Genomic DNA, 25,776 nt, shown 5'->3' on the forward strand with positions numbered 1-25,776 from the left:
ATGAAACAGGAATCAAAGAACCCTACGCCTTTAGGTGTAGAAGTTGTCAGAACACGCAAACTTACGATGGGACAAGCCATCGTTCAATTTCTTCAGCAACAATATGTTGAGCGAGATGGGAACGAAACGCAGTTTTTCGCGGGTATGTTCGGTATCTTTGGTCACGGAAATGTTGCTGGTATCGGACAAGCCTTGCATCAGTATTCTGACTCATTTCGGTTCTATCAGACCCGAAATGAGCAATCTATGGTGCATACCGCCGCTGCGTTTGCTAAGATGAACAACCGTCTTCGGATATTTGCTTGTACATCTTCTATTGGTCCAGGGGCGACGAACATGCTTACGGGTGCTGCGGGTGCCACTATTAACCGGTTGCCTGTTCTCTTGTTACCGGGCGACATCTTTTCCACCCGTTTAGTTGCGCCAGTTTTACAGCAATTGGAGTCGTCGAGTTCTCAAGATTATTCGGTGAACGATTGCTTTAAGCCGATTTCGCGTTACTGGGATCGGATTAATCGTCCAGAGCAGATAATCACAGCGTTGCCGGAAGTGATGCGTGTCTTGACATCGCAGGCAGATACGGGCACTGTAACTTTGGCACTTCCGCAAGACGTTCAAGCCGAGGCGTATGACTATCCTTCACAACTCTTTGAGAAACGCGTTTACACTATACCTCGTCCGCGTGCGGATGCGGGGTTGTTCAATCGGGCAGCGGCCTGGATTCGTGAGAGCAAACGCCCATTGATTATTGCCGGTGGGGGTGTTATCTACAGTGAAGCCACGGAACAACTCGCCCAATTTGTGGAAAAGACCGGTATCCCGGTCGGTGAAACCTTCGCTGGAAAAGGTTCACTGTCCTATAATCATCCACAGAATCTCGGCGCAATTGGCGCGACGGGCACACCGGGGGCAAATATCACAGCGCGCGAAGCGGACTTGGTAATAGCGATTGGCACCCGTTTGAGTGATTTCACAACGGCTTCCAAAACGGCTTTCCAAAATCCGGATGTCCGTTTCATCAATATTAATGTTGCTGAATTTGATGCCTATAAACACGCTGCTTTACCGCTTGTCGCCGATGCTCGTGTCACACTTGAGGAACTTGCTACCGCTGTTGGAGACTATCGTGTTGATGCAGCCTACGCCGCACAAATTGAGAAGTATCGTGATGAGTGGGAAGTCGAGGTTGATCGGCTTTATCATCTCGGACACGGACCCTTACCGAGTCAAAGTGAAGTGATTGGCGTGGTTAACGAATTTTCGCGTCCTGAAGATGTCATGGTTTGTGCGGCAGGGAGCCTGCCTGGCGACTTACACAAATTGTGGCGGACACGTAATCCGAAACAGTATCATTTGGAATATGGCTACTCATGTATGGGATATGAAATCGCCGGTGGGTTAGGCATCAAGATGGCGGATCCAAGTCGCGATGTGTATGTCATGGTAGGGGACGGTTCATATTTGATGTTAGCACAGGAAATTATTACATCAATCCAAGAAGGCTATAAACTAATTATTGTTCTTGTGAACAATGAGGGGCATAGCAGCATCGGAGGACTGTCTCGCGCAACGGGCGCGCAAGGTTTTGCTACCCGTTTCCGTTACCGCGACGAAGAGAACGGTCAACTTGCGGGTGACTTTTTACCGGTGGATCTTGCAGCGAATGCTGGCAGCCTCGGTGCCAAGGTGATTGAAGCGACGACCTTACAAAGCCTGAAGGCTGCACTGGCTGAGGCACGCGAAGCGGAGCAGACAACCGTTGTAAAGATTGATGTGGACTACTACGAAGGGGTCCCGCGCTATGAATCCTGGTGGGATGTGCCTATCGCAGAGGTTTCCGAAGTTGACACGGCGCAAGAGGCGTATAAAGAATACGAGTCTGATAAACGGAAAGAGCGTTATTTCCTATAAGCATCAGCATAACTTTCAATGGAAGGAAGATTGTGAAAGCATCAGAACTTTTAGAGAACGTTAAGTCTGGAGAGGCTGTCCAGTGTGGTTCGTGTGATGAGAAAATTCCAGCGGGCGAAGTTTTAGGGTTCGTATTTAAGTTGGGAAAACTTGCACCGCGTATGGAAAATGTGAACGTCGGTGAGATTACTTGTGTCCACTGTCAAGAAGCAGATCCAGATATCAAGATTACACCGCGCGGACCGGATATTAAGTTTACTCGCGGCGATTAATTAATCTGTCGAGACACGTAATCCTATCTGTCTGTATTTCAGGATGTCCGAATACATTGTTGGTAGAAATCCAGTTATCGAATATCTACAGCATCGTGCGCGTTATATCGAAAAAATTTGGGTTGCTGAGGGGAGCAGCCACTCGCGGGTCCGTCACATCATCGCGAAGGCACAACAGGCGGGTATCCCGGTAAAACGCTGCGCGCGACGTGAATTGGATAGCATCGAACCCTCTGTTCCGCATCAAGGTGTTATCGCACTTGTTAATCTAACGCATTATAGTGACCTGCCAACAATACTCGCAAAGATACAAAACAATAAGACGGATTCATTGTTGGTAATGTTGGATGGTGTTCAGGATCCGAGGAACCTTGGTGCGATTCTCCGGACTGCGGATGCTGCTAACGCCGATGCTGTCCTCATTCCAAAGAATCGCGCTGTTGGTATCACGCCGGCTGTACACAAAGCGTCGGCGGGTGCGTCTGAGCACGTACCTATCGCCAGGGTAACGAATATTGCGCGAACTATAGATCTTCTGAAGAAAGCAGGTATATGGGTCGTCGGTTCTGTTGGAGATGCGTCCTGTGCATATACGGATGCGGATTTCAAGGTTCCGCTGTGTCTCGTTTTAGGAAGTGAAGGTGGGGGTATTCGGAGACTCGTGAAACAGAAATGTGATTATCTCGTACACTTACCGATGTTAGGACGAATTGACTCCCTAAATGTTTCCGTTGCAGCGGGTATCCTATTATACGAAGTGCTTCGGCAACGTACCTGAGAATGTCATTAAGCTCGTTAAATAAAACCCTCTTCCTTTAGGCTGACAAAGATGCCGTCTCCGATAATGACATGATCCAATACTTTAATCCCGATGTGATCTCCCGCCTCAATCAGTTGTTTTGTCGCGCGAATGTCTTCTTGACTCGGCTGTGGATCACCAGATGGATGATTGTGAACGAGGACAATTGAATTTGCGGATTCCTCAATTGCGAATCGAAAAATTTCGCGCGGGTGAAAAACACTGGCGTTTAGCGTACCTTCAAAAACTGTCCCTTCGGACAACTTTTTCCCCCATGATGCCTCAGTGCCGAGGTCTCCAGCCACACCTTTGGTTGTTACACCACCTTTAGTATCCAGGCACAATACACAAACAATTTCTTTTTTTAGATAGCGCATTTTCGACATCATCAAGTCTGCAACATCGCTTGGGGATGTAATCTTGTCGCGATCGGCGTGAAAGCGTGCCAATCGTTTTCCGAGTTCAAAAGCCGCGACAATCTGTGCTGCCTTTGCCTCGCCAATTCCTTTGATTTTCTCAAATTGCTTGGAGTTGTTGTCTGCCATCCGCTTCAAGTCGCCTTCAAATGTCATGAGGATTTGCTCACCGAGTTGGACAGCCGTTGTGCCTTTAAAGCCGTCCTTAAGGATAATCGCCAAAAGGTCTGAGTCTCTTAGATTTTCGGGTCCGTATTTACGCAGCCTCTCACGTGGACGTTCATCTTTAGGCAGGTCCTTGATTCGTGGGTTCAGAGTGTACATTACTTTCCTTTCTGTAGCGTAGAAAATTTGCTGACATTATATCCGATTTTTGAGATAAAAACAAACAAAATCAGATGGGCTTTCGATAAACTAAATTTTGGGTAGGTAAACCTTTTCTAATAAAGCTTGGTTAAAATAGTTAAACACTTAAATTGAGTGTTGACAAATAAAGAAAAAAAATGTAAAATTAAAAAGTAAGTTGGTGTTTTCAGTTTCAAGAGCATAAATAAGGAGAAAATCATGGCAACTACGATTCGTCAGCAAGATGGTGTTGCAGTTTTAGAACCGAGTGGGAAGATAATGGGAGCAGCAGTTTCTGAATTACGAGAGGCGATCGTTTCGCAAATAGATGCCTCTGACGAACCGCGCATTCTCATTAATTTTGAGCGCGTTAATATGATGGACAGTTCCGGTCTCGGGACCCTTATGGGCGCACATGTCACTGCGACGCGTAAGAATGGTCGGATTGGCGTCATTAATGTCGGAAGGAACATCAAAAATTTGATTGTTCGCAGCCGGCTCGTTAGTATCTTTGAGCATTTTGATAACGAGAGCGAGGCGATTGCTGAGTTATCAAGTGAAAGTTAAGCGGTGCTATTAGAGGGTTTGCATCCAAAACTCAGATAGATTGGTGTATTAGGAGTGTGTTATGTCAATCACCGTATCGGAGAAAGAAGGGGTAGTGATTTTTAGGTTGATGGGTAGGATAATCTCCCCGGGTATCAAGGAGGTCTCGGAGACTGTGGCAGAGACATTGGCAGACCTTGCTACTCCGCCCAGACTTGTGTTTGACTTTAAAGATGTGACGGGAATGGATAGTTCTGGTCTTGGCGCATTAATGAAAGTTTATTCCGATATTCACCCTCGAGGGGGGCAAATTGCGGTGATTAATGTGAATAAGCATGTCAAAAACCTCATCGTTATGGCGCGATTGATCACCGTCTTTAGGAATTTTGAAAGTGAAGACGATGCTGTTGCTGCTTTGCTGCGGCACCCGTAAACCGGTTCTGGTGAATTTAGGTTTTATTGCAACGCGGGTGCCTTGAAAAACCAACAAGCAACATACTAAGTCTTACTATCTATATAGGGATATCTCATGATTAAAAATATCCTCGTCGCGATCGGCGATACGGATTATGAAAAGAATGCCTTTGAGTACGCTGGACAATTAGCGGTGCTTTTGGGTACACATCTATCGTGTGTTTTCTTTCAAGACAGCAATCACGGTGGAAGTGCTGAGATGGCTGAGGCTATTCTCCATAGAACAGAAGCGGAATGCTCACTTTACGACTTTTTGGATTATCATGTTGAAGCGATTGCTGGTAACCCTCGCCAGATGATTTGCGAAAAGGCGCGCTCCGCTGATCTCGTTGTTGTAGGGCTTCCTGAAGATGTAAGCGAGCGTCGGCGGAAACTGATTCAGAATCAGATTGACGATGTTCTGTTGCATGTTACGAGACCTATCATCGTAGTGCATGAACAGTGTACGCTTTTGCGAAAGATTCTTGCTGTCCATCACGGGGACGTTTACTCCGATCATGTGTTGAGTTGGGTTGCCGAGATCGGTGAGTTGACAAAAGCCGGTATCCTTGGGCTCGCGCTTTCGAGTACGCAACCTCAGGCGACAGAAATTAAACAGCAGATGGAAGCATACTTGCACTACTATGACGTTGAAGCGAATTTCCTTACTGCCCGCGGCTTTACAGTATCGAATATTTTGGAAAATGCGGAGGCAAACGATTGTGATTTAATCGCCCTAAGTGCGAGTCATCACGGTAGGTTGTATGAACTGGTTTTTCAAAGTACAACGCAAACTGTTGTCAAACTGGCAAATCGCGCGGTTTTGGTGACGAAGTAACCTTCCTACCATCACAATGGTGTGGCGCGAGGCGTTTCTACCTCGTACCTTCTGGAGCGGAAATATGAAGCAGCTTAAGAACGCAACTCGCAAGCGCAACGTAACAGAAGACACCGTTGAACTTAATTCTTTTTTTCACATCTCTTCGGACATGTTTGGGTATATCCGTTGTGACGGTAGTTTCGTCGCGCTTAACTCAGCATGGCAAGACACCCTCGGATTTACCCCCCCAGAAATACAAAATCGGCAGTGGGATCTGTTGATACATCCGGCTGATAGACAGGAAACCCTCACTAAAATTGAAGGCGTAAAGACAGGGGAACATGAGCGCGTTACCTTTGAAAATCGCTTTCAGTGCCAGGACGCATCCTATAAGTGGTTGAGGTGGCACGCAACGAAGCCGCCTGAAGAGGATCGCTGCTATATCGTCGTCAATGATATCACGATGCAGAAGCAGTTGGAAGCGAAGTTGAGAGAAAACGAAACCCGTTTCCAGCAGCTGGCAGTGAAACATACCGAAGAAAGCGAATTCTTGCATACCCTGATGGCAAACACGCCTGATCACATCTATTTTAAGGATACAGAAAGCCGATTTGTCCGAATTAACCGCTCTTTGGCTGACCGATTTGGTTTGAAAAATCCGGCGGAGGCAGTACTAAAAACAGATTTTGATTTCTTTACGCGTGAACATGCTCAGCAAGCCTATCAAGATGAGCAGACTGTTATCAAATCTGGGACACCCATTGAGGCTAAACAGGAAAAAGAGACGTGGCCCAATGAGCAAGACACGTGGGTGTCAACGACGAAAGTCCCGATTCGCGATAGAGAGGGGCGTATTAAAGGAACGTGTGGTATCTCACGAGATATAACCGAATACTATCGCGCCCAACAAGCAGTTCAAGACTCTGAGGCGAAGTGGCGGTCTCTGGTTGAAAGTGCTCCGGATATTATCTCGACTATGGACTTGGATTGTCGTCTGACATTTGTCAATAGACTTCCGGCTAATCTCGGATTAGGACCACAAGATGTTATCGGAAAAAGTGTTTTTGATTTCCTTGCGGAGGAGCATCATGAACGGCTTAGGGAGGCTTGTGCACAGGTAATCGAAACTGGCGAGGTTGCCACCTATGAGGTCCGAGGACAGATGAGTGGATACTGGTACGCTTCGTGTCTGGGACCCATCAAGCCAGAGGGACGACTCGTAGGGTTCGTAATGACTTCGACGGATATAACTGATCGGAAGCAAGCGGAGATTGAATTGCAGCGTAGTGAGGAGCGCTTTCGGCGTGCTGTGTTGAATGCGCCGCTGCCAATTATGATCCACTCTGAGGATGGTGAAGTTCTACAGATTAGCCGAGCATGGACGGAATTAACTGGATATACCCACGCGGATATTCCAACGGTTGCAAAATGGCTTGAGCAAACGAGTAACAAAGAAGCTGAGGCAATCAAAGGGCATCTCTCACAGTTGTATCGTTCCACAGAACGGGTGGCGGAGGGAGAGTACGAAATTTTTACCAAGTCGGGTGAAAAGCAGATATGGGAATTTAGTTCGTCGTTGCTTGGGGAACTTCCGGACAACAGACGCTTAGGCATTAGTATGGCACTTAATGTTACCGAGCGGATAAAAACCCAAAAAGCGATGCAACAGGCGAAGGAGACTGCTGAATATGCAAGTCGCGCAAAAAGTGATTTTCTCGCGAATATGAGTCATGAATTGCGAACGCCGTTAAATGCTATCATCGGCTTTGCTGAAATTCTCAGAGATGAACTCGTTGGGAGTATCAACCCTGAACAGAAAGAGTGCATCAACGATATTCATATTAGCGGTCAACATTTACTGGAGATGATCAACGACATCCTTGATTTGTCAAAAATCGAAGCTGGAAAGATGGTGTTGCATCTCGAGGAATTCTCTATTGTTGAAGCAGTGGAAGAGGTAAATGCAATTATCACCGCGCTTGCTGTGAAAAAAGATTTGGACCTCACCTTGACCTATAATCAGGAGGGCCTAATTGAAGCCGATCGGATTAAATTTAAGCAAATCTTCTACAATTTGCTCTCCAATGCGGTAAAATTTACACCAGAGGGTGGAAAAGTTACAACGCAGTTGGAGGTCAATGAAACAGAGTTGTGTGCTCAAGTTATGGATACAGGGATAGGTATCTCCGAAGCCGATCAAGCTAAACTCTTCGCGCCATTTACGCAAATTGATACATCAAAATCCCGACGCTACGGAGGAACAGGGCTCGGTTTAGCATTGACACAAAGGCTTATCGCCTTGCATGGCGGTGGAATTAGTGTTAGAAGTCAGGAAGGTAAAGGAAGTAGTTTCACCCTGAGAATTCCACTGCAACACTTAAAAATTGAAGCCAGTAATGTGTTTGATGAAGCAATATAGGGTTGAATGATGGAAACTTCACTTTGCACAACTGAGGCTAATTTCAGACGACTGGCTTAAACAGAGGGCGACCCGTGAAAACCTTAAACGCATCTCCGGTAGAGGATCAGACAGAAACACCCAAACGGATCTTGGTAATTGAAGATCAAGAGTTGAATCGTAAGGTTGTGCGGATTGTACTACAGTCAAAAGGCTATACGGTTATCGAAGCGACTGATGCTGTTGAAGCAATCGCCAGTTTAGAAAATGCGATTCCTCAACTCATCCTCATGGATATTGCGTTACCCGGACAAAGCGGTGAAGAATTAGCACGGAGAATTAAAGCGAATCTTGCCTGGGTAGATATACCAATTATTGCGTTAACAGCTGCGGCGATGTCTGGTGATAAAGAACGCATTCTCAAAGCTGGCTGCGATGATTATCTCAGTAAACCTATTGACATCAAGGTACTGGTGGAACGCATAGAAACTCACCTTAAAAGGACAGAGGGATGAATCCTGAAACGAAACCCGAAGCACAAGAGGTCTCAAAGATTCTTGTCGTTGACGATGAGCCGAGGAATGTGAGAATTCTGCAAATTCATCTCAATGCACAAGGGTACACTGTCTACACAGCTGAGGACGGTGTTGAGGCACTTGATGTTGTTGAAAAAGACGCTCCGGATCTCATTTTATTAGATATTAATATGCCTAAGATGGATGGTTTTGAGGTCGTCAAGCGAATCCGTGCCAACAAGGCTACTGAATTTATTCCAATTGTGATGATAACTGCGCTCCGCGACACACGCGAAAATCGGATTAAATCTATTGAGGCGGGGGCAGATGATTTTATTGAAAAACCTTTTGATAGCTTGGAGGTCCTGGCGCGGGTTCGTTCTCTCTTGCGGATTAAGGAGTATCAGGATACACTTGCGAAACATAATGCCCGATTGGAAGAAGAGCTCCAAATGGCACGGAGTATTCAGGAGATTCTGATTCCTCAGAATGGTGTCCAAGAATTATCTGGATTTCGGATCGCTTCTCGGTGCTGTCCGGAAATGGCGGTTGGTGGTGACTTCTTTGATGTCTGGGAGATCGTCCCAAATCGACTCGGTGTCTTTATCTCTGATGTTATGGGGCATGGTGTTTCAGCGGCTTTTGTAACTGTCTTTATTAAAACGATTCTGGCGGAGTTTCAAGAGCTGATTGAAGATAATCCGGGCTACCTTCTTGAAATACTAAATACTCGGTTCAACGATTTGATTAGTTCTCGGTTGTTTATGTTTGCAACGGCGTTTTGTGGCATCATTGATCTTGGTAAAGAGGAACTTGTTTGTGCAAATGCTGGGCATTCTTTTCCCCTTTTGTACGATGGACATCAGCAGACTTGTTACGCTATCGGAGATAAGAACACCGGAAATGGATTAGGTATCTGGCGAGAATCGGTTTATGAGATTGTTCGCTATCCGTTTGGTCCCTTGAGCAAAATCTTTCTCTATACCGATGGGGTTTATGAAGCTAAAAGTCCGCAAGGCGTAGAATTTACAATAGAGCGTCTTCAAAAATTGGTAAGCGAGTGTGCCGCTCAACCTGCAGCAAAGCTTATTGTTAGCGTCTCGGAGGCGGTTGACACCTTCACAGCCAACTGCCCAAAAGACGATGATCTAACACTCCTTGCTATTGAAGCAGCAGGATGAGATTAAAGCCCGGTATTGCTTGATTTTAAAAGGTAGAAGACAACACGAACATCTGTACCCCCGGCTTCATTGGATTGCATTTCATGAGTATCTGAGAGCGATTTTGCAATAAAGATGCCGTGTCCACTTTCGCTGCTCGGCGAGCGGTTCGCCTCGATTTCCGATAGCCTTTCATGTGTTAGCCAATTTTTTCCCTCGGCATCTCCCGATCCGGTATCTCTCACTAAAATTTCAAGGGCATGAGCATCAATTCCTATTCGTAATTTGATGCCGACTGCGGTGTTAGATGAGCCGTGATGTACTGCGTTGGTACAAACTTCGTCAAGCACGAGTTGAATGTCTGCGACGCGTTTTCTGGGGAACCCGAGGCTTTGTGCAAGGTTCCCAATGAACGCCCGAACGGGTTCAATATAAAAGACAGCACTCGGAATCTTAAGTTTAATATCTGCTTTCGCCATATGCTAAAATCTAATGGGTTTAAAATGCAGCGAGTGCACTGTTTTCTGATTCGTAGATTTCAAGGACACTGGAAGCACCGATGAGGTTGAAGGTGCGCGTTAGGTTGTCAGCAAGCGCACAAATTTTAAGGTCCCCGCCGCTCTGACGGAGGCGCTTGGCAACACCTACAAGGGCACCCACGGCAGTACTGTTGATATGACTTACCTCACTGAGGTTGACAACAACTCTATCGACTTTCTCCACCAATAGGCCTTCGAGTACCTTCCGTAAATCAGATGCTGCGTAACTGCTCAAGTCTGTTTTTATCTCAATGATTTTAATACCGGAGCTCTCACGGAGTTTCATTAATTGGGTTGAGTCCATAGAAATTACCTCTTTTAGAATGGAATTAGCCATAATTACTAAAGCAATTTTTTCCTGAATTTTATCTTAATTGGGCAAAAAAGTCAAACAAAATTTTTCTTCTGGATGTCGGATTGAGGATGTTTTTGGTAAGGTGAAATTGGGCTGATTAAAAAAATTGTTGCTTTCTTAATGCATTTATGGTATACTATTGCGTAACCGATTTGGAAGTGTCAAAAGCACTTTGAATATAAGGAGGAACTGGCGGATTAACGCGGTTGCGCGTTTTTAAATGGACCAGGTATCTTAATGAACAACGAACAGGCAAATACAAACACATCTACTGTTGATGTGGAAGAAGAGAAGCACTCGACTGAAAGTTCGGTTGAAGTAAATCAGGACGCAGCAAGCGAGACAGAAACTCCAGAAGCTGTGCAGGCAGCTTCAACAACCGATGCAGAGGCTGAGGTGCATGAGGAAGCCCTAAGCAGTGAAGTGGAAACGACTGCAGCGGATACGGATTCTGAACAGGCGGCATCTACCGATGAAGCCTCGCCTGAACAGGCAGATGAGACCGGACCTGAGGAAGTAGTGGACACGACTCTTAGTGAGGCTGATGGTGAGCAAACAGCTGAACTTACTGATGAAGTCACATCTGAGGAGACGATGGAAGAGGTTGTTAGCGAGGCTGATACTGATCAGACAGATGGAACTGAAACTGAAGAGGTAGCGGTGACGGTTCCTGCCAGTGAGGCTGATGGTGAGCAAGCGGCTGAACTTACCGATGACAGTGCCTCCCAAGAGGAAGCAGCGGTCTCCGAGGAACCCTTGGAGCCGATGAGTGCTGAATCGCTTGAAGAGGCTTACGACAATTCGATCAAGGCATTTACCGATGGTGAGATTGTTAAAGGTGTCGTTGTGGATGTTACCCGCGATGAGGTAATGATCGATATAGGCTTTAAGTCGGAAGGCTACATTCCGGCAGCGGAGTTTGATACTGGAGAAAATGATTTACCCGCTGTACAGGTTGGCGATGAAATCGATGTCTATATTGTTCGGCGTGAGGATGCGGAAGGACAAATCGTTCTTTCAAAGAAAATAGCTGACCAGACCCTCATTTGGGATGAGATTGCAACTGCCCATGAGACTGGCGCACCTGTGGCAGGTCGTATCACGGAAAGAATTAAGGGTGGTTTACGGGTGACGATCGGCTCCCTACGCGGATTTTTACCGGCTTCACAAGTTGAATTACGCCCTATTCAGAACCTTGAACAATATGTCGGTCAGACGCTTGACATGATAGTTATTAGTCTGAGCAAGCGGCGGCATAACATCGTTTTATCTCGTCGTGCGTGCTTAGAGGCGGAACTGGCACAAAAGCGTTCGGAAGTTCTCAGCACGCTTGAGGAGGGGCAACTGATCAAGGGCGTGGTGAAGAATATTACCGCTTTTGGTGCCTTTGTGGATTTAGGCGGTGTTGACGGGTTACTCCATAAAACGGATATGGCCTGGAGACGCATCCATCACCCTTCTGATGTTGTTTCAGTTGGTGAAGAGATTGAAGTTCAGGTCATCGGTATCAATCCAGAAAACGAGAAAATCTCGTTGGGCTTGAAACAAAAAACGCAGGATCCATGGGAAAATATTGAGGAGAAGTACCCAATTGGCTCTACGGTTCGCGGGGTGGTTGTGAATATTGTCAACTATGGGGCATTTTTGCAACTTGAAGAGGGCGTAGAGGGTCTGATTCATGTCTCTGAAATGGCATGGACGCGCCGCAACGTAGCACCATCGAGGATCGTCAACAAAGGCGATGAGATTGAAGCGGTCGTGCTTGAAATTTCAAGAGAAGATAAACGCATCTCACTTGGACTCAAGCAGCTACAACAGAATCCTTGGGAGCTTTTAGAGGAGCGTGCCCCCGTAGGCAGCAAAATTACCGGACGTGTCCGGAATTTAACAAATTTTGGTGTGTTTGTTGAAATTGAACCAGGAATCGACGGCTTAATTCATACCTCGGATCTCTCGTGGACGAAACGTGGTGCAGCAAACGAGGCTCTTAAAGAAGGTAGTGAAATTGAGGTGGTTGTGCTACAAATTGATGCTGCTGAACGCCGGGTCTCGTTGGGACTCAAGCAGACGCAGCCGGATCCTTGGGAGGAAGTCCCAGAGAAATATAAAGTCGGCTCTACAGTTCGAGGCACAATCGTCAATCTTACCAGCTTCGGGGCGTTCACAAAACTTGAGGAGGGCATAGAGGGCCTAATTCATATCTCTGAACTGGCAGATCGGCGGATTGAAAAGCCGGAAGAGGTTGTTTCCGTCGGAGACGAGTTGGACTTAAAAGTGATTAACCTATTTCCAAAGGAACGGCGTATTGGGCTTAGCCTGAAAGCACTCGTTGCTGAGCAAGAGCGCGCATCAGCCCCTGAAGAGGAGCGATCAACTGGAAGTGAAAGGCGGTCTGAGCAACCGTCTCGCTCACGACGGGAACGGCCATCGCGACGCCAAATGCCAGCACACGAGGAAACTGTCACGACATTAGGGACGCTGCTTAAAGAGGAAATGGGTAGATCAAATCTTGAGAGTTCTGAGAACGCTGAGAGTTCCGAAAGCGTTGAAAATCCTGAGAACGTTGAGAGTTCTACAGACACTGAGAACTCCGAGAATTAACTTCCTTTGTATCTTCTCCTTGGATCAGATTACGCTTTGGGCGTAGAAACGGAAGTGCAAACGAAACCTTGCTACAGAAATGTCTACATTTAGAAGTAGGAAAGGTCTTTGTGCATGCACGTTTTTGTCATTTTATTTATAGGGTGGGGCCGCGTACCCACCCTTCCGTTTCTTATGCTAAAAGCTTAGGAACTGTGATAAGGTGTAGAGATACGTATATAGACTGGGAGACCCGGAATTGAGCAAAAATTTTCTGTTTACGTCCGAATCTGTCACTGAAGGACACCCGGACAAAATCGCAGACCAGATCTCTGATGCGGTGCTTGATGCTATACTTGCAACCGATCCAATGGGTAGAGTCGGCTGCGAGACTTTGGTTACAACCGGACTGGCTGTTATCACTGGCGAAATTACGACAACTGCAAACTACGACGATAAGCAAATTGCCCGACGTGTACTTGCCGATATCGGGTACACCGATATCGAATACGGTTTTGATGCTGAACGCAGTGCTGTGTTGAGCATCATTGATAAGCAGTCTCCCGATATTGCAATGGGTGTGAACCCAGGTGGAGCGGGTGACCAGGGCTTGATGTTTGGATACGCATGCACCGAAACACCCGAATTAATGCCATTGCCTATTACGCTCGCTCACCAATTAACGCGACGCTTGGCAAAAGTTCGTAAGGATGGCATCCTTCCCTTTATTCGTCCCGACGGAAAATCGCAAGTAACTGTTGAATACGCAGATAGCAAACCTAAGGCTGTTACTGCAGTTGTGATTTCTTCACAGCACGACCCTGATGTTGTGGACACCCATCTCCAAGAATCAATTATTGAAGAGGTTATCAAAAAAATTATTCCTGACAATCTCCGAAGTGCGGACATTAAATACCATATCAATCCAACTGGACGTTTTGTAACAGGGGGACCGCAAGGTGATGCCGGGTTGACTGGTCGAAAAATTATTGTCGATACGTATGGCGGCATGGGGCGGCACGGTGGGGGTGCGCTCTCTGGAAAGGATCCGACCAAAGTAGATCGAAGTGCGACTTATGCAGCGCGACACGTTGCTAAAAATCTTGTTGCTGCTGGACACGCCGAGCGCTGTGAAATTCAAATCGCTTATGCGATTGGGAGAAAAGATCCGCTCTCTGTTATGGTGGATACTTTTGGCACAGGTGATGATGAAACTCTTACCAAACTTGTTAACACGCATTTCGATTTAACCCCGTTGGGTATTATTGAACGGTTGAAATTGCGTCAGCCTATCTATCGAAATACTGCTGCATACGGACATTTCGGACGCGAAGAACCGGGTTTTACTTGGGAAGAAACCGATTACGTCGAAAAACTCCGATAGTTTGAAAAAGATTAAAAATATTAGTGAAAAAAAGGACAGTAATGAACTACGATATTAAAACAACAGAACTCGCGGCGGCTGGAAAACAACGGATTGATTGGGCAAATCGGTTCATGCCAGTGCTGAGTTCTATCCGTGCACGGTTTAAAAATGAACGTCCCTTGGAAGGATTAAAAATAGCTGCATGCTTGCACGTTACAACTGAAACAGCTAACTTGATGAAGACGCTGAAGGCAGGCGGCGCGGAAGCGGTTGTCTGTGCATCAAATCCACTTAGCACTCAGGATGATGTTGCTGCATCTCTTGTTGTTGATGAGAAGATCGGCGTTTTCGCAATCGACGGCGTGGATACAGAGACGTATTATAAACACATTGATGCTGCTCTTGATACGCAGCCAGCAATCACTATGGACGATGGTGCAGATCTTGTCTCAAGACTCCACTCTGAAGAAACTAATCCATCGTTAATTGAGCAGGTCGTCGCTGGAACAGAAGAGACAACCACGGGAGTCATACGACTCAGAAGTATGGCAGCCGAAGGGGTCCTAAGATACCCCATTATTGCTGTCAACGATGCGGACACAAAACATTTTTTTGATAACCGATACGGTACGGGACAGAGTACCCTTGATGGTATTATCAGGGCGACGAACCTCCTGATTGCTGGGGCGACAGTTGTTGTGGCGGGCTATGGATGGTGCGGTAGAGGTGTCGCCAGTCGGGCGCGGGGTTTAGGCGCGAACGTCATCGTAACCGAAGTCAATCCATTGAGAGCATTGGAGGCGGTAATGGATGGATTCCGGGTCATGCCGATGCTGGAGGCAGTTCAAGAAGCGGATTTGATTGTGACACTTACAGGGGATATCCATGTCTTACGCAAAGAACATTTTGAAGTGATGAAAGATGGCGCAATTATCGCGAATTCTGGTCATTTTGATGTTGAAATTGATATCCCGATGCTTGGGAAATTGAGCGTTGATAAAGGAAGTGCGCGTCCCTATGTAGATGTGTATACACTCGCCGATGGAAGGAAATTCTACCTCGTCGGTGAAGGCAGGTTGGTGAATCTCGCTGCAGCAGAGGGTCATCCAGCCAGTGTTATGGACATGAGTTTTGCGAATCAAGCCTTATCTATTGAGTACATTGCTAAGAACCATGGTAGTTTTGAAAATCGCGTGTACGATGTCCCTAAGTCTATTGATGAGACTGTGGCAGAATTGAAGTTACAGGCGTTTGGTGTTGAGATTGATACACTCACGCCAGAGCAGGAGGCGTACCTCAACTCGTGGGAAATGGGAACTTAGTTTTCTTCAAATTATTCCATGCCCCGTTTGGGGTTATCCGTTTATGAGGGGACCTTATGAAAAAATCTGAGATTTGGGAGGGAGCCATACTCCTTCTCTCAGCAGTGTTATTGCTACCCATTTGGATGGCATCCTCTCAGAGAATAGAACTATCGGTGGGATTGTTAAAAGTCCTGAGTTTTTTGCAGTATCCGATAGTTATTGTTCTTGGCGTAATTTTCGTTCGGCGCCTACGACGGGTCATCCGTGCGTTGCGCGAGAATAGGAATAGACCCGGTCCTTTCTGATTTTAAAAAGAGTTTGTGCCTCAACATTGTAAACAAATTAGAAATTTGTTTCTGGACTTGGGTGTATGTCGGTACAACGGCGATTTTCTTGGGATCCGAGAAAAAACCAAATTAACATTGTAAAACACCACGTCAGTTTTTCCAAAGCAGCAAAAATCTTTGATGGACCACGTCTGGAAAAAGAAGACACCCGTAGAGACTATGGCGAAAAACGGATGCTTGCCCTGGGGCGAAGTGAAGGGCGAATTCTTCGCGTCGTCTATACACGACGGAGTTCGAGTATCCGAATCATTTCAGCGAGGAAGGCAAACACTCATGAAAGAGCAGAATATATACGTCGAATACAGTCGTTCTGAAATAGACGCGAAGTCGGATGAGAAAGAGTGGAGTCGCTTTGATGCTCTAACGGATGCAGAGATTGATGCCGCTGCAGCGTCTGATGAGAATGATCCCAAAACGGATGCAGTCTTCTGGAAAGATGCAACTGTGGCAATGCCAGAAAATATTATCACTATTGATCAGGACCTGTTAGCGTGGTTCAAAGCACATGCCCCGGACTATGAAACACAGATTAACAGGATCCTCCGGGCATACGTTGAGGGGAACGCTGACACTTAGTTAATTCTTTAGCCGGAGGCACGATATGAAGAAAGGAAAATAACTGATAATTCAAGGCGTGTCACGCAGGGTTCATAATATGGGAGTTTTGGTCGTTGGGACGGTTACTTTAGATACAGTGGAAACACCGAGTACACGCGTTGAAGATGTGCTTGGGGGTTCTGGTGTCTATGCTGCTGTCGCGGCGAATTTTTTTAAAAACGCTGTCCAACTTGTTGGCGTTGTTGGTGCCGATTTTCCGAAAGCGTATACAGATTTCCTTAAGACGCAAGGCATTGATCTGCAAGGTCTGAAGCGGATTAATGATGGCAAATCATTTCGGTGGGGCGGTCGTTATGCCAAAGACTTTAACGTACGGGATACGCTTTTTACGGAATTAAATGTTGTTGCTGATTTTCGTCCTGTTTTGCCTGAAATCTATAGACACACGCCCTACCTCTTTTTAGCAAATAATCCCCCAGCGTTGCAATTGAGCATCATTGAACAAGCGGTGGATCCCAAACTTGTTGTTTGTGATACGATGGATTTTTGGATTAATGAGGAGCGAGAGGCATTAGAAGTACTCTTAGCGCGTGTAGATATCCTCGTCCTAAATGATAGTGAAGCACTGCTATTTACTGGTGATTCTAATTTGATGCGGGCAGCACGATCAATTCTGCGCTATGGTCCAAAGCGGGTTATCATTAAAAAGGGGGAGCACGGTGCCATCAGCGTCACAGAATCGTCCTTCTTTAGCGCGCCAGCGTATCCGCTCACACAAGTAACAGATCCCACGGGTGCAGGTGATAGTTTTGCTGGTGGTATGCTCGGATATATCGCATCTGTTAAGGATACTTCCGAAGAGACGATACGCAGCGCGATGATTTATGGCACGGTTGTTGCCTCTTTTAACATTGAAGATTTCAGCGTTAACCGGCAAAAACGCGTTAAGTTTTCCGAAATCTCCTCAAGGTATGGTGAGTTACAGGAGGCTGTCCGTTTTTAGTGTAGGCTGTGAATTGCCTTACCATCCACTGCCTCTGCAGATTCCATTAGCATTTCTGAAAGCGTCGGATGCGCATGGATAGTGTGCGCAATGTCCCTTGCAGTAGCACCCAGGCGGACTGCAACAGCGGCTTCATGGATAAGTGTTGACGCGTGCGCGCCGACAATGTGAACGCCGAGAATATCCCCACTATCTGTATCAGAAACGATCTTAACGAACCCGTCTGTCTCACGGAGTCCCAACGCCTTCCCATTTGCTGCGTAAGGGAACCTGCCTATCTTCACCTCATAACCTTCAGTCGTTGCCTCTTCTTCTGTCATACCTGCATGTCCGATTTCAGGTAAGGTGAAAACACACCACGGGATCACCTGATAATCCATTTCGGTGTTGGCACCGAGACAGTTTTCTGCAGCAACTTTTCCCTCTGCCGATGCGACGTGTGCCAACAGATACCGACTGGCAACATCTCCAACTGAGTAGATACTCGGAACATTCGTCCGCATCTGCGTGTCAACAACAATTTTTCCGCTATCTGTGCGGACACCAACCTTTTCTAAACCTATCCCGTCTGTGTTATAACGTCTTCCGATGGAAACCAGCATTTTTTCTGCGGTGAGTTCTTCACCCGATTCAAGCACTGCTGTGACATGTTCATCTGACTTTTTTACTTTCGTCAGTTTTGCACCGGTATGGATAGTGATACCCTTTCGTTTCATGAATAGTTGGACGTGTCGGATAACTTGCGTATCTTCTGTCGCTAAAATTGTCGGTAGGAGTTCTAATATAGTCACACGGCAACCAAATGCATTAAAGATAGAGGCGAATTCGCATCCCGAAACCCCGCCGCCAACGATGAGTAGGCTTTCAGGAAGTTCTGTGAGGTTGAGGATACCTGTTGTTGTCAGGACTTGGTCCTCGTCAATTTCAAAAACGGGTGGTTCCGCAGGTTCTGAACCTGTAGCGATAATGACATTTTTCGCGTGTAACTCTTCAATTGTGCCGTCAGGTTTGTTAACGACTATCGTATTTTTATTCGTAAGTGCTGCTGTTCCTTTAAGGATGTTAACCTTGTTCGCTTTCAATAGTTTGGCGATACCGCCTTCGAGCTGCTGGACGACCGAGGTCTTGTGGGTCAACACTTGGGTGTAGTCAATTGTTGCCTCGCCGTTGACTTGTACGCCAAAAGCAGGGGCTTCTTGAATCTGTGTCGCGAGGTTAGCGACAGCGAAAAGGGTTTTCGTTGGGATGCACCCACGGTTCAGGCAGGTTCCACCCCATTCTCCTTTTTCTATAAGGCAGACGTTCCCACCGAGTTGTGCAGCTTTGATGGCTGCAACATACCCACCTGGTCCCCCACCGATAATTCCGACATCATACGTGGACATAGCTACTCCTATCTTGCAAAATCACCTTAATTTTATCACGAAGATTGAGGGTTGTCAAGTGGATGTGAGTTTGGTATCTATAGACGGAATTTGACAAAAAAAGCAAAGCATGCTACAGTGGTGACAATCCAAAGGTAGGAGGAAGTGGATGTTTGACGGGTATCGTCCGAACCAATTCGGACCTGGACGTTCGGCTGTTATTTGCCAACACGGGGCTGTTGCAACGAGTCAACCACTTGCGGCGCAAGGTGGATTGCAAATTCTGCGCGACGGTGGCAACGCTTTTGATGCAGCGGTCGCCACGGCTGCAATACTCAACGTCGTTGAACCGATGTCAACCGGTATCGGCGGGGATGCCTTTATGCTGGTTTACCAGCCTCAAGATGGCGTAATCCGAGGCTTAAACGCGAGTGGGAGGGCACCTTACGCTGCGGAATCCGAATTCTTTACCAAACAGGGGTTAGTTAGTATTCCTGCCTTCGGGAGTATGTACGCCGTTACAGTCCCTGGTACAATTGATGGGTGGGCAACACTCTTAGAGGAATGTGGAACGATGTCGTTAGCAGAAGTGCTTCAACCTGCTATTGACTACGCTGAGAAAGGTTTCCCAGTGAGCCCTCAGATTTCGCTTGCGTGGCAAGAAAGTGCTGCAATGTTGGCACAGCATCCAGATACAGCGCAGACCTATCTTACTAACGGAAAAGCACCAGCACCGGGCGAGATATTTCGACAACCCAACCTCGCGCGGAGTTTTCGACGCATTGCAGAAGGCGGTCGGGACGCATTCTATAAAGGTGAGATTGCCGAAAAAATTGTAAAGTTCTCTGATGAAAATGGAGGTTTATTGACTTTACAGGATTTTGCCGAACACAGATCTGATTGGGTGGAGCCAATTTCTACCGATTATCGCGGCTATGATATCTATGAGATTCCACCGAATGGACAGGGCATTGCTGCGCTACTCGCACTTAATATCGTTGAAGGGTTTGACCTCGGAACGATGGGACATAATAGCCCTGAACATCTACACTATGCCATTGAAGCGATGAAATTAGGATTCGCGGATCTCTACAAATATGTAACAGATCCAACATTTGTAGATGTTCCCGTAGACGGACTACTGTCTGACGCTTATACGCGGTGCCAACGCGCTCGCATTTCACCAGAACGGGCAAATATGGCACCGAATCCAGGGCTTCCTTCAATGGGCAGTGATACTGTATATCTCTGTGCAGTTGACAGTGAACGAAACGTTGTCTCCTTTATTAATAGTATTTTTGCTGGGTTCGGTTCACACTTAGTTGCCGGTGATACAGGTATTGTGTTGCAAAATCGAGGGGCAGGTTTCTCCCTTGACGCGGACCATGCTAACTGTATTGCTCCGCATAAACGGACGCTGCACACAATTATTCCCGGGATGATTGCTCGAAATGGGGCACCTCTGGTTACGTTCGGAGTCATGGGTGGACAGATGCAAACACAAGGTCATTTACAGTTTGTGTGTAATCTCGTAGATTTCAATATGGACGTTCAGAATGCGTTGGACGCGCCTCGGTTTCGAGTGATGGATGATTCGCGGGTTATACTGGAAACGGGTATTCCGATGAATACACAGGCAGCGTTGGCGCAAAAAGGGCATCATATCATACCTGGCAGCACTTTCTTTGGTGGCGGACAAGCCATTTTTGTCAATCCGGCCTTTGATACGCTCATTGCGGGTTCGGATCCGAGGCGTGATGGTTGTGCGGTCGGTTATTGAGGCATCAGGGAATTTTCTTGACTTTTGGGGCGAATTAAAGTATAATATTAACGGTAGTAGATGACTTTGGCAGAATAACTGAAGACCGAATCACATAAGCCCGCCAAGCCGGTTGTGAATCACTCATGTGATTCCAATGGCTCTCTCTTGCCCTGGGGCGCGCTATCTCCGGCAGGATACGAGTAGCCAGCGTCCGTAAAACCGTAAAGAGATTCTATCCAATCTTTAAAACGGAGTCCGTTTTCCGGTTGTTTGTACCCTTAATAAAAAAGGGCAGGGCTGAGGCATGTGAACCGCACCCTAAAAATTAAAATACAAGATAGCGGCGGTAGCAAATTCGCTTTACGATATCAATGCAAGAGAACATAGAAGAACGTATGGAGAATCAGTTGACAGATGTATAGAGATTTAAATGAAAAGGATGCCTGTGGTGTCGGTTTTGTCGCGAACCGTTTTGGGAATCGGAGCCACGAGATTATTGAGATGGCGACGCAAGCGGTTACGAACTTGACACACCGGGGCGCGGTGGCGGCTGATGCAAAGACAGGTGATGGCGCGGGTATCTTAACACAAATTCCGGAGAAATTATTTCAAAAACAGTTGGCGAAACTCGGAGTTCGCTTGGACGCGATAACTGACCTGGGTGTGGGAATGATTTTCCTACCAAGGCGCGATCAGGACGCGCAGCGACAAAGCCGAGCACTCGTTGAAAAGACGTTGCAACAGTATGGTATGCCATTTCTCGGATGGCGTTCGGTCCCGGTTAATACGGCTGCGCTTGGCGATAAAGCATTAGAAACACTGCCGGAAATTCAGCAGGTATTGGTAGGGCGACCAGAGCAACTCTCTGACGACGATTTTGAGCGGTCGTTGTATTTGATATGTAAAGAACTGGAACACCGTGTTGCAGCGGCTTCGCTGGATGACGAATTCCATATCGCCTCTTTTTCACATCGGACGATCGTCTACAAAGGATTGCTGGTAGCACCCCAGTTGGTGCCGTTTTATCTTGACCTAAAAGATTCGGATTTCCAAGCAGCACTTGCTGTTTTCCATCAGCGCTATAGCACGAATACCTCTTCCACCTGGATGCTTGCCCAACCCTTCCACATGCTTGCACACAATGGTGAAATTAACACCTTGATGGGGAATCGGAATTGGATGCGGGCGCGTGAAGCCGACTTACAATCCCCCCTCTGGAATGAACATATCCAAAAACTCGTTCCGATTATTAACAAACAAGGGAGCGATTCAATGAGCTTGGATAACGTGTTAGAGTTGTTGACACACTCTGACCGTAGTATCTTGCACGCCATGATGTGCTTGATCCCAGAAGCTTATGAGCAGATTCCGGATATGCCGGATGTGTTGAAAACCTGCTACGAGTATCTTTCTTGTGTTAGTGAACCGTGGGACGGACCGGCGGCTGTCGCCTTTACGGATGGTGTTGTTGTCGGCGCGAGTCTTGATAGAAATGGACTACGTCCCGCACGCTACAAAGTCACAGAGGATGGCACGGTCGTCATGGGGTCCGAAGTTGGCATCATTGAACTTGATGAAAGTCGGATCATTGAAAAAGGTCGTTTGGGCCCCGGACAGATGATCGCTGTAGATACATCAGAAGGCAAATTGTTGAAAGATTCGGAGATTAAGCACAGTATTGCCAATCAGAAACCTTATGCTGAATGGGTTCAGAAAGGCACTGTAACCCTTCCTACCGATAAAATCAGTTCATCTGCTACGGCGGAGACCGTTCCTGATCAGCTTCCTATATATCAGAAAGCCTTCGGATATATGACAGAGGATATAGAGCGATTTATCAAACCGATGATAACGGAAGCGAAAGAGGCAGTCGGTTCAATGGGTGATGATACGCCACCTGCTGTGATTTCTCGGCATCCGCGTTCGCTCTATAGTTACTTCAAACAACGTTTTGCGCAAGTTACAAATCCACCTATTGACTCAATCCGAGAGCGTTTGGTAATGTCGCTGACAACACACTTGGGGCGACATCATAGTTTGCTCACGGAAACGCCAGCGCACGCTCGGCTCATTCGGCTACCCTCGCCAATTTTGACAAATACGGGCTTACACGCACTGCGGGAACTTGATATACCCGATTTTCAAGTGGAAACACTTTCTGTCTGTTTCCCGGTGGCTGCAGGTAAACAGGGCTTGGAAGATGCACTGGAAACGTTATGTCAACGCGCCTCTAAGGCAGTCGATGCTGGAAAAACGCTCCTTGTGTTGAGTGACAAAGATGTTAATTCTGACTTCGCACCAATTCCTATGGCACTTGCTGTTGGTGCTGTGCATCATCATCTGATCCGTGAAGGAAAGCGGATGCGAGCGAGTCTCATCGCTGAAACTGGAGATGCAAGAGAAGAGCATCATTTTGCTGTGCTTCTTGGTTATGGCGCAGCGGCGGTTAACCCCTACCTCGCGATTTCAACGATTGCCCAACTTGCCGCGGACGGTGAATTTGAAGAACTGACGGCAGAGAAAGCGATTGAGACCTATAAGGAAACTGTCGAAAAAGGTATCCTGAAAATTATGGCGAAGATGGGTATTTCGGCGGTATCAAGTTACAGGGGAGCGCAAATTTTTGAAGCGCTCGGTATTAATGCGACGGTTATTAATAAGTGTTTTACAGGTACTACTTCTCGCTTAAGTGGCATCGGTTTTGCAGAAATCGCCGCTGAAACGCTTCACTTCCACACAAAAGCGTTTTTAGAAATTGATGACGATGTTTCACTGGAAGAAGCAGGTTACTTCCGATTTCGGCGAAACGGGGAATTTCATGCGTTCAACCCGACGATGTTTAAAGCACTTCACAAGTTTGTTAAGGGTGGTGAGTCGGAAGATTATGATAAATATGCTGCTGCTGTTGAAAGTGGAGAGCCCTCCAGTTTACGGGATCTGCTTGCGTTCGGACCGAGTACGCCTATTCCAATTGAGGAAGTGGAACCCGCAGAGGATATTGTTCGACGTTTCACAACCGGTAGTATGTCTTTTGGCGCATTAAGTCGTGAGACGCATGAAACCTTAGCAATTGCTATGAATCGTCTTGGTGCGAAATCGGGAAGCGGAGAAGGCGGCGAGAATAGTACCCGCTTCAAACGTCAACCCAATGGGGACCTCGCCTCCAGCGCGATTAAGCAGGTAGCATCAGGACGTTTCGGTGTAACGCCAACATATCTCGCCTCGGCGCGGGAATTGGAAATCAAGATGGCACAAGGATCGAAACCGGGAGAGGGTGGGCAAATTCCAGGGCACAAGGTGACCGCTGAAATTGCCGCACTTCGACACTCTATCCCCGGGGTGCCACTGATTTCACCACCACCACATCACGACATCTATTCTATTGAGGATTTGGCGCAGCTCATCTACGATCTGAAGCAGGCAAATCCACAGGCAAAGGTTGCTGTAAAGTTGGTATCTGAATTTCTCGTTGGAACTATTGCATCCGGGGTTGCAAAGGGCTATGCTGATGTGATCCAGGTAAGTGGACATGAAGGCGGAACAGGGGCGTCACCACTTAGTTCCATTAAAAACGCAGGAACACCTTGGGAACTCGGGCTCGCGGAGACCCAGCGTGCCCTCGTACAAAATGAATTACGAGATCGTGTGGTATTACGGGCAGATGGCGGAATGCGCTCTGGGCGCGATATTGTTATGGCTGCGATGTTAGGAGCGGAAGAATACGGTTTCGGGACGATAGCGATGGTCGCAACGGGATGTGTCATGGCGCGCCAGTGTCATTTAAATACATGTCCGGTTGGCGTAGCCACTCAGGATCCCGCGCTCCGTGCGAAATATCCCGGGACACCAGAGATGGTTGTCAATTTCATGCTTGGTGTAGCGAACGAAGTCCGAGCGATCCTCGCGAATCTTGGGCACCGATCCTTAAACGATGTTATTGGGCGACCAGAATTGCTCCAACCAATTGATTTGGTGGAGTATCCGAAGGCAGCGATGCTGAATTTGGACGAAATTCTGATGCCTGCTGATCCGACGGGAACCCAGCCACGCTATCATCTACAGGAGCGGAATGATCGCGAAGATAAGCCTCTTGATAATCAGATTCTGGAAGATGCAGCGAAAGCAATTACACAGAAAACATCAATTCAACTTTCTTATCCTATCCAAAATACGAATCGAACAGTAGGGGCGCGATTATCTGGCGAGATTGCGAAACACTATGGCGATGCCGGTCTGCCTGATAGAACAATTCAGTGTAATTTTGAAGGCAGTGCTGGTCAGAGCTTCGGCGCCTTCTGTATCAGCGGTGTGCAGTTCGTATTAACCGGAGAAGCCAATGACTATGTAGGTAAAGGTATTGCAGGTGGTGAGCTTATTATTAAACCTGCTCCGACTGTGTCGTTCCAAACTTATGAGAATACGATTATCGGCAATACCGTATTGTATGGTGCCACAGGCGGCGCACTTTACGCAGCTGGGAGAGCTGGTGAACGGTTCTGCGTCCGAAATAGTGGTGCAACCGCTGTCGTTGAAGGGGTTGGAGACCACGGTTGTGAATACATGACCGCAGGGGTGGTTGTGATTCTTGGCGAAACTGGTAGAAACTTTGGGGCCGGAATGACAGGCGGCACTGCCTATGTCCTTGACGAAGAACAACAGTTTGAGAAGAAGTATAATTCGGATTGGGTGAAACTGGAGAAAGTGACCAATGAAACGGATATTAAGAATCTGCTGGCACTCATACAAAATCACGCCGCGTACACTGGGAGCCAATATGCTGAGAATATTCTGACGAATTGGGAGACTTTCCTTCCACACTTCTGGAAGGTTGTGACCCCGCCGCCACCGCCACCACCAGCTCCTGTCCAACTTAAAAGGAGAGCTGCAACGCGGAGAACGCGGAAACGGTAAAGGATATATTCAAGGGTGGGTTTAGAAGAAAGTCTTGCTTGAGGCGAGTTTC

21 protein-coding genes are annotated in these 25,776 nt (G+C 47.1%); 17 read left to right on the top strand and 4 right to left on the bottom strand.

Annotated elements, in window-relative coordinates:
• The 3 genes from iolD to rlmB are packed head-to-tail and all read left to right on the top strand — an operon-like array spanning position 1 to position 2,961.
• Positions 1–1,911, top strand: coding sequence for a 3D-(3,5/4)-trihydroxycyclohexane-1,2-dione acylhydrolase (decyclizing) (iolD, locus tag OXN25_12290; protein ID MDE0425634.1), 1,911 nt, complete (start codon positions 1–3; stop codon positions 1,909–1,911).
• Positions 1,912–1,943: 32 nt separating this feature from the next.
• On the top strand, positions 1,944–2,183 hold the full coding sequence (locus OXN25_12295) for a hypothetical protein (protein MDE0425635.1): 240 nt from the start codon (positions 1,944–1,946) through the stop codon (positions 2,181–2,183).
• A gap of 43 nt (positions 2,184–2,226) precedes the next feature.
• Entirely contained in the window at positions 2,227–2,961 is a 735-nt protein-coding gene (gene rlmB / locus OXN25_12300; protein MDE0425636.1) for a 23S rRNA (guanosine(2251)-2'-O)-methyltransferase RlmB, read from the top strand.
• Positions 2,962–2,978: 17 nt separating this feature from the next.
• Here rlmB and OXN25_12305 read toward each other — a convergent pair whose 3' ends face one another.
• On the bottom strand, positions 2,979–3,722 hold the full coding sequence (locus OXN25_12305; GenBank protein MDE0425637.1) for a JAB domain-containing protein: 744 nt from the start codon (positions 3,720–3,722) through the stop codon (positions 2,979–2,981).
• Positions 3,723–3,962: 240 nt separating this feature from the next.
• Here OXN25_12305 and OXN25_12310 point away from each other — a divergent pair, with 240 nt between their 5' ends.
• From OXN25_12310 to OXN25_12335, 6 genes are all read left to right on the top strand, one after another.
• Positions 3,963–4,310, top strand: coding sequence for an STAS domain-containing protein (locus tag OXN25_12310; protein MDE0425638.1), 348 nt, complete (start codon positions 3,963–3,965; stop codon positions 4,308–4,310).
• A 61-nt stretch (positions 4,311–4,371) separates the two neighbouring features.
• Positions 4,372–4,722, top strand: a complete 351-nt coding sequence (locus OXN25_12315) for an STAS domain-containing protein (GenBank protein ID MDE0425639.1) — start codon at positions 4,372–4,374, stop codon at positions 4,720–4,722.
• Between the two features lie 96 nt (positions 4,723–4,818).
• Positions 4,819–5,580 carry a universal stress protein gene (locus OXN25_12320; protein MDE0425640.1) on the top strand — a complete coding sequence of 254 codons (762 nt, stop codon included), beginning with the start codon at positions 4,819–4,821 and terminating at the stop codon, positions 5,578–5,580.
• 64 nt (positions 5,581–5,644) lie between these two features.
• On the top strand, positions 5,645–7,981 hold the full coding sequence (locus OXN25_12325; protein MDE0425641.1) for a PAS domain S-box protein: 2,337 nt from the start codon (positions 5,645–5,647) through the stop codon (positions 7,979–7,981).
• 74 nt (positions 7,982–8,055) lie between these two features.
• Entirely contained in the window at positions 8,056–8,475 is a 420-nt protein-coding gene (locus OXN25_12330) for a response regulator (GenBank protein MDE0425642.1), read from the top strand.
• Positions 8,472–9,656, top strand: a complete 1,185-nt coding sequence (locus OXN25_12335) for a response regulator (protein MDE0425643.1) — start codon at positions 8,472–8,474, stop codon at positions 9,654–9,656. The genes OXN25_12330 and OXN25_12335 overlap by 4 nt, the downstream gene beginning before the upstream one ends.
• A gap of 2 nt (positions 9,657–9,658) precedes the next feature.
• Here OXN25_12335 and OXN25_12340 read toward each other — a convergent pair whose 3' ends face one another.
• Both OXN25_12340 and OXN25_12345 read right to left on the bottom strand, forming a co-directional pair.
• Complete coding sequence (locus OXN25_12340) at positions 9,659–10,114, bottom strand: ATP-binding protein (GenBank protein MDE0425644.1); 456 nt, start codon at positions 10,112–10,114, stop codon at positions 9,659–9,661.
• A 19-nt stretch (positions 10,115–10,133) separates the two neighbouring features.
• Positions 10,134–10,478 (bottom strand): STAS domain-containing protein, encoded by a 345-nt coding sequence (locus OXN25_12345; GenBank protein MDE0425645.1) that lies wholly within the window; start codon positions 10,476–10,478, stop codon positions 10,134–10,136.
• 288 nt (positions 10,479–10,766) lie between these two features.
• Between OXN25_12345 and OXN25_12350 the strand changes: the two genes are divergently transcribed.
• From OXN25_12350 to OXN25_12375, 6 genes are all read left to right on the top strand, one after another.
• On the top strand, positions 10,767–13,130 hold the full coding sequence (locus OXN25_12350) for a 30S ribosomal protein S1 (protein ID MDE0425646.1): 2,364 nt from the start codon (positions 10,767–10,769) through the stop codon (positions 13,128–13,130).
• A gap of 238 nt (positions 13,131–13,368) precedes the next feature.
• Entirely contained in the window at positions 13,369–14,493 is a 1,125-nt protein-coding gene (gene metK, locus OXN25_12355; GenBank protein ID MDE0425647.1) for a methionine adenosyltransferase, read from the top strand.
• Positions 14,494–14,534: 41 nt separating this feature from the next.
• A complete protein-coding gene (gene ahcY, locus OXN25_12360) occupies positions 14,535–15,797 on the top strand; it encodes an adenosylhomocysteinase (protein MDE0425648.1) in 1,263 nt (420 codons plus the stop codon).
• Positions 15,798–16,149: 352 nt separating this feature from the next.
• Entirely contained in the window at positions 16,150–16,440 is a 291-nt protein-coding gene (locus OXN25_12365; protein MDE0425649.1) for a BrnT family toxin, read from the top strand.
• Positions 16,400–16,702 carry a BrnA antitoxin family protein gene (locus OXN25_12370; GenBank protein ID MDE0425650.1) on the top strand — a complete coding sequence of 101 codons (303 nt, stop codon included), beginning with the start codon at positions 16,400–16,402 and terminating at the stop codon, positions 16,700–16,702. The genes OXN25_12365 and OXN25_12370 overlap by 41 nt, the downstream gene beginning before the upstream one ends.
• Before the next feature lie 79 nt (positions 16,703–16,781).
• A complete protein-coding gene (locus OXN25_12375) occupies positions 16,782–17,687 on the top strand; it encodes a PfkB family carbohydrate kinase (protein MDE0425651.1) in 906 nt (301 codons plus the stop codon).
• Here the strand turns inward: OXN25_12375 and lpdA are convergent.
• Positions 17,684–19,072 (bottom strand): dihydrolipoyl dehydrogenase, encoded by a 1,389-nt coding sequence (gene lpdA, locus OXN25_12380; protein MDE0425652.1) that lies wholly within the window; start codon positions 19,070–19,072, stop codon positions 17,684–17,686. The two genes, OXN25_12375 and lpdA, sit on opposite strands and share 4 nt — an antisense overlap.
• A 148-nt stretch (positions 19,073–19,220) precedes the next feature.
• On the opposite strand from lpdA, the gene ggt reads away from it, so the two are divergent.
• A complete protein-coding gene (gene ggt / locus OXN25_12385; GenBank protein MDE0425653.1) occupies positions 19,221–20,831 on the top strand; it encodes a gamma-glutamyltransferase in 1,611 nt (536 codons plus the stop codon).
• A gap of 396 nt (positions 20,832–21,227) precedes the next feature.
• The gene (gene gltB / locus OXN25_12390) at positions 21,228–25,724 is read left to right on the top strand and encodes a glutamate synthase large subunit (protein MDE0425654.1); all 4,497 of its coding nucleotides are present in this window, start codon (positions 21,228–21,230) and stop codon (positions 25,722–25,724) included.
• The last annotated feature ends 52 nt before the right edge of the window (positions 25,725–25,776 follow it).

Source organism: Candidatus Poribacteria bacterium (genome assembly GCA_028820845.1).
Lineage (GTDB): Bacteria > Poribacteria > WGA-4E > WGA-4E > WGA-3G > WGA-3G.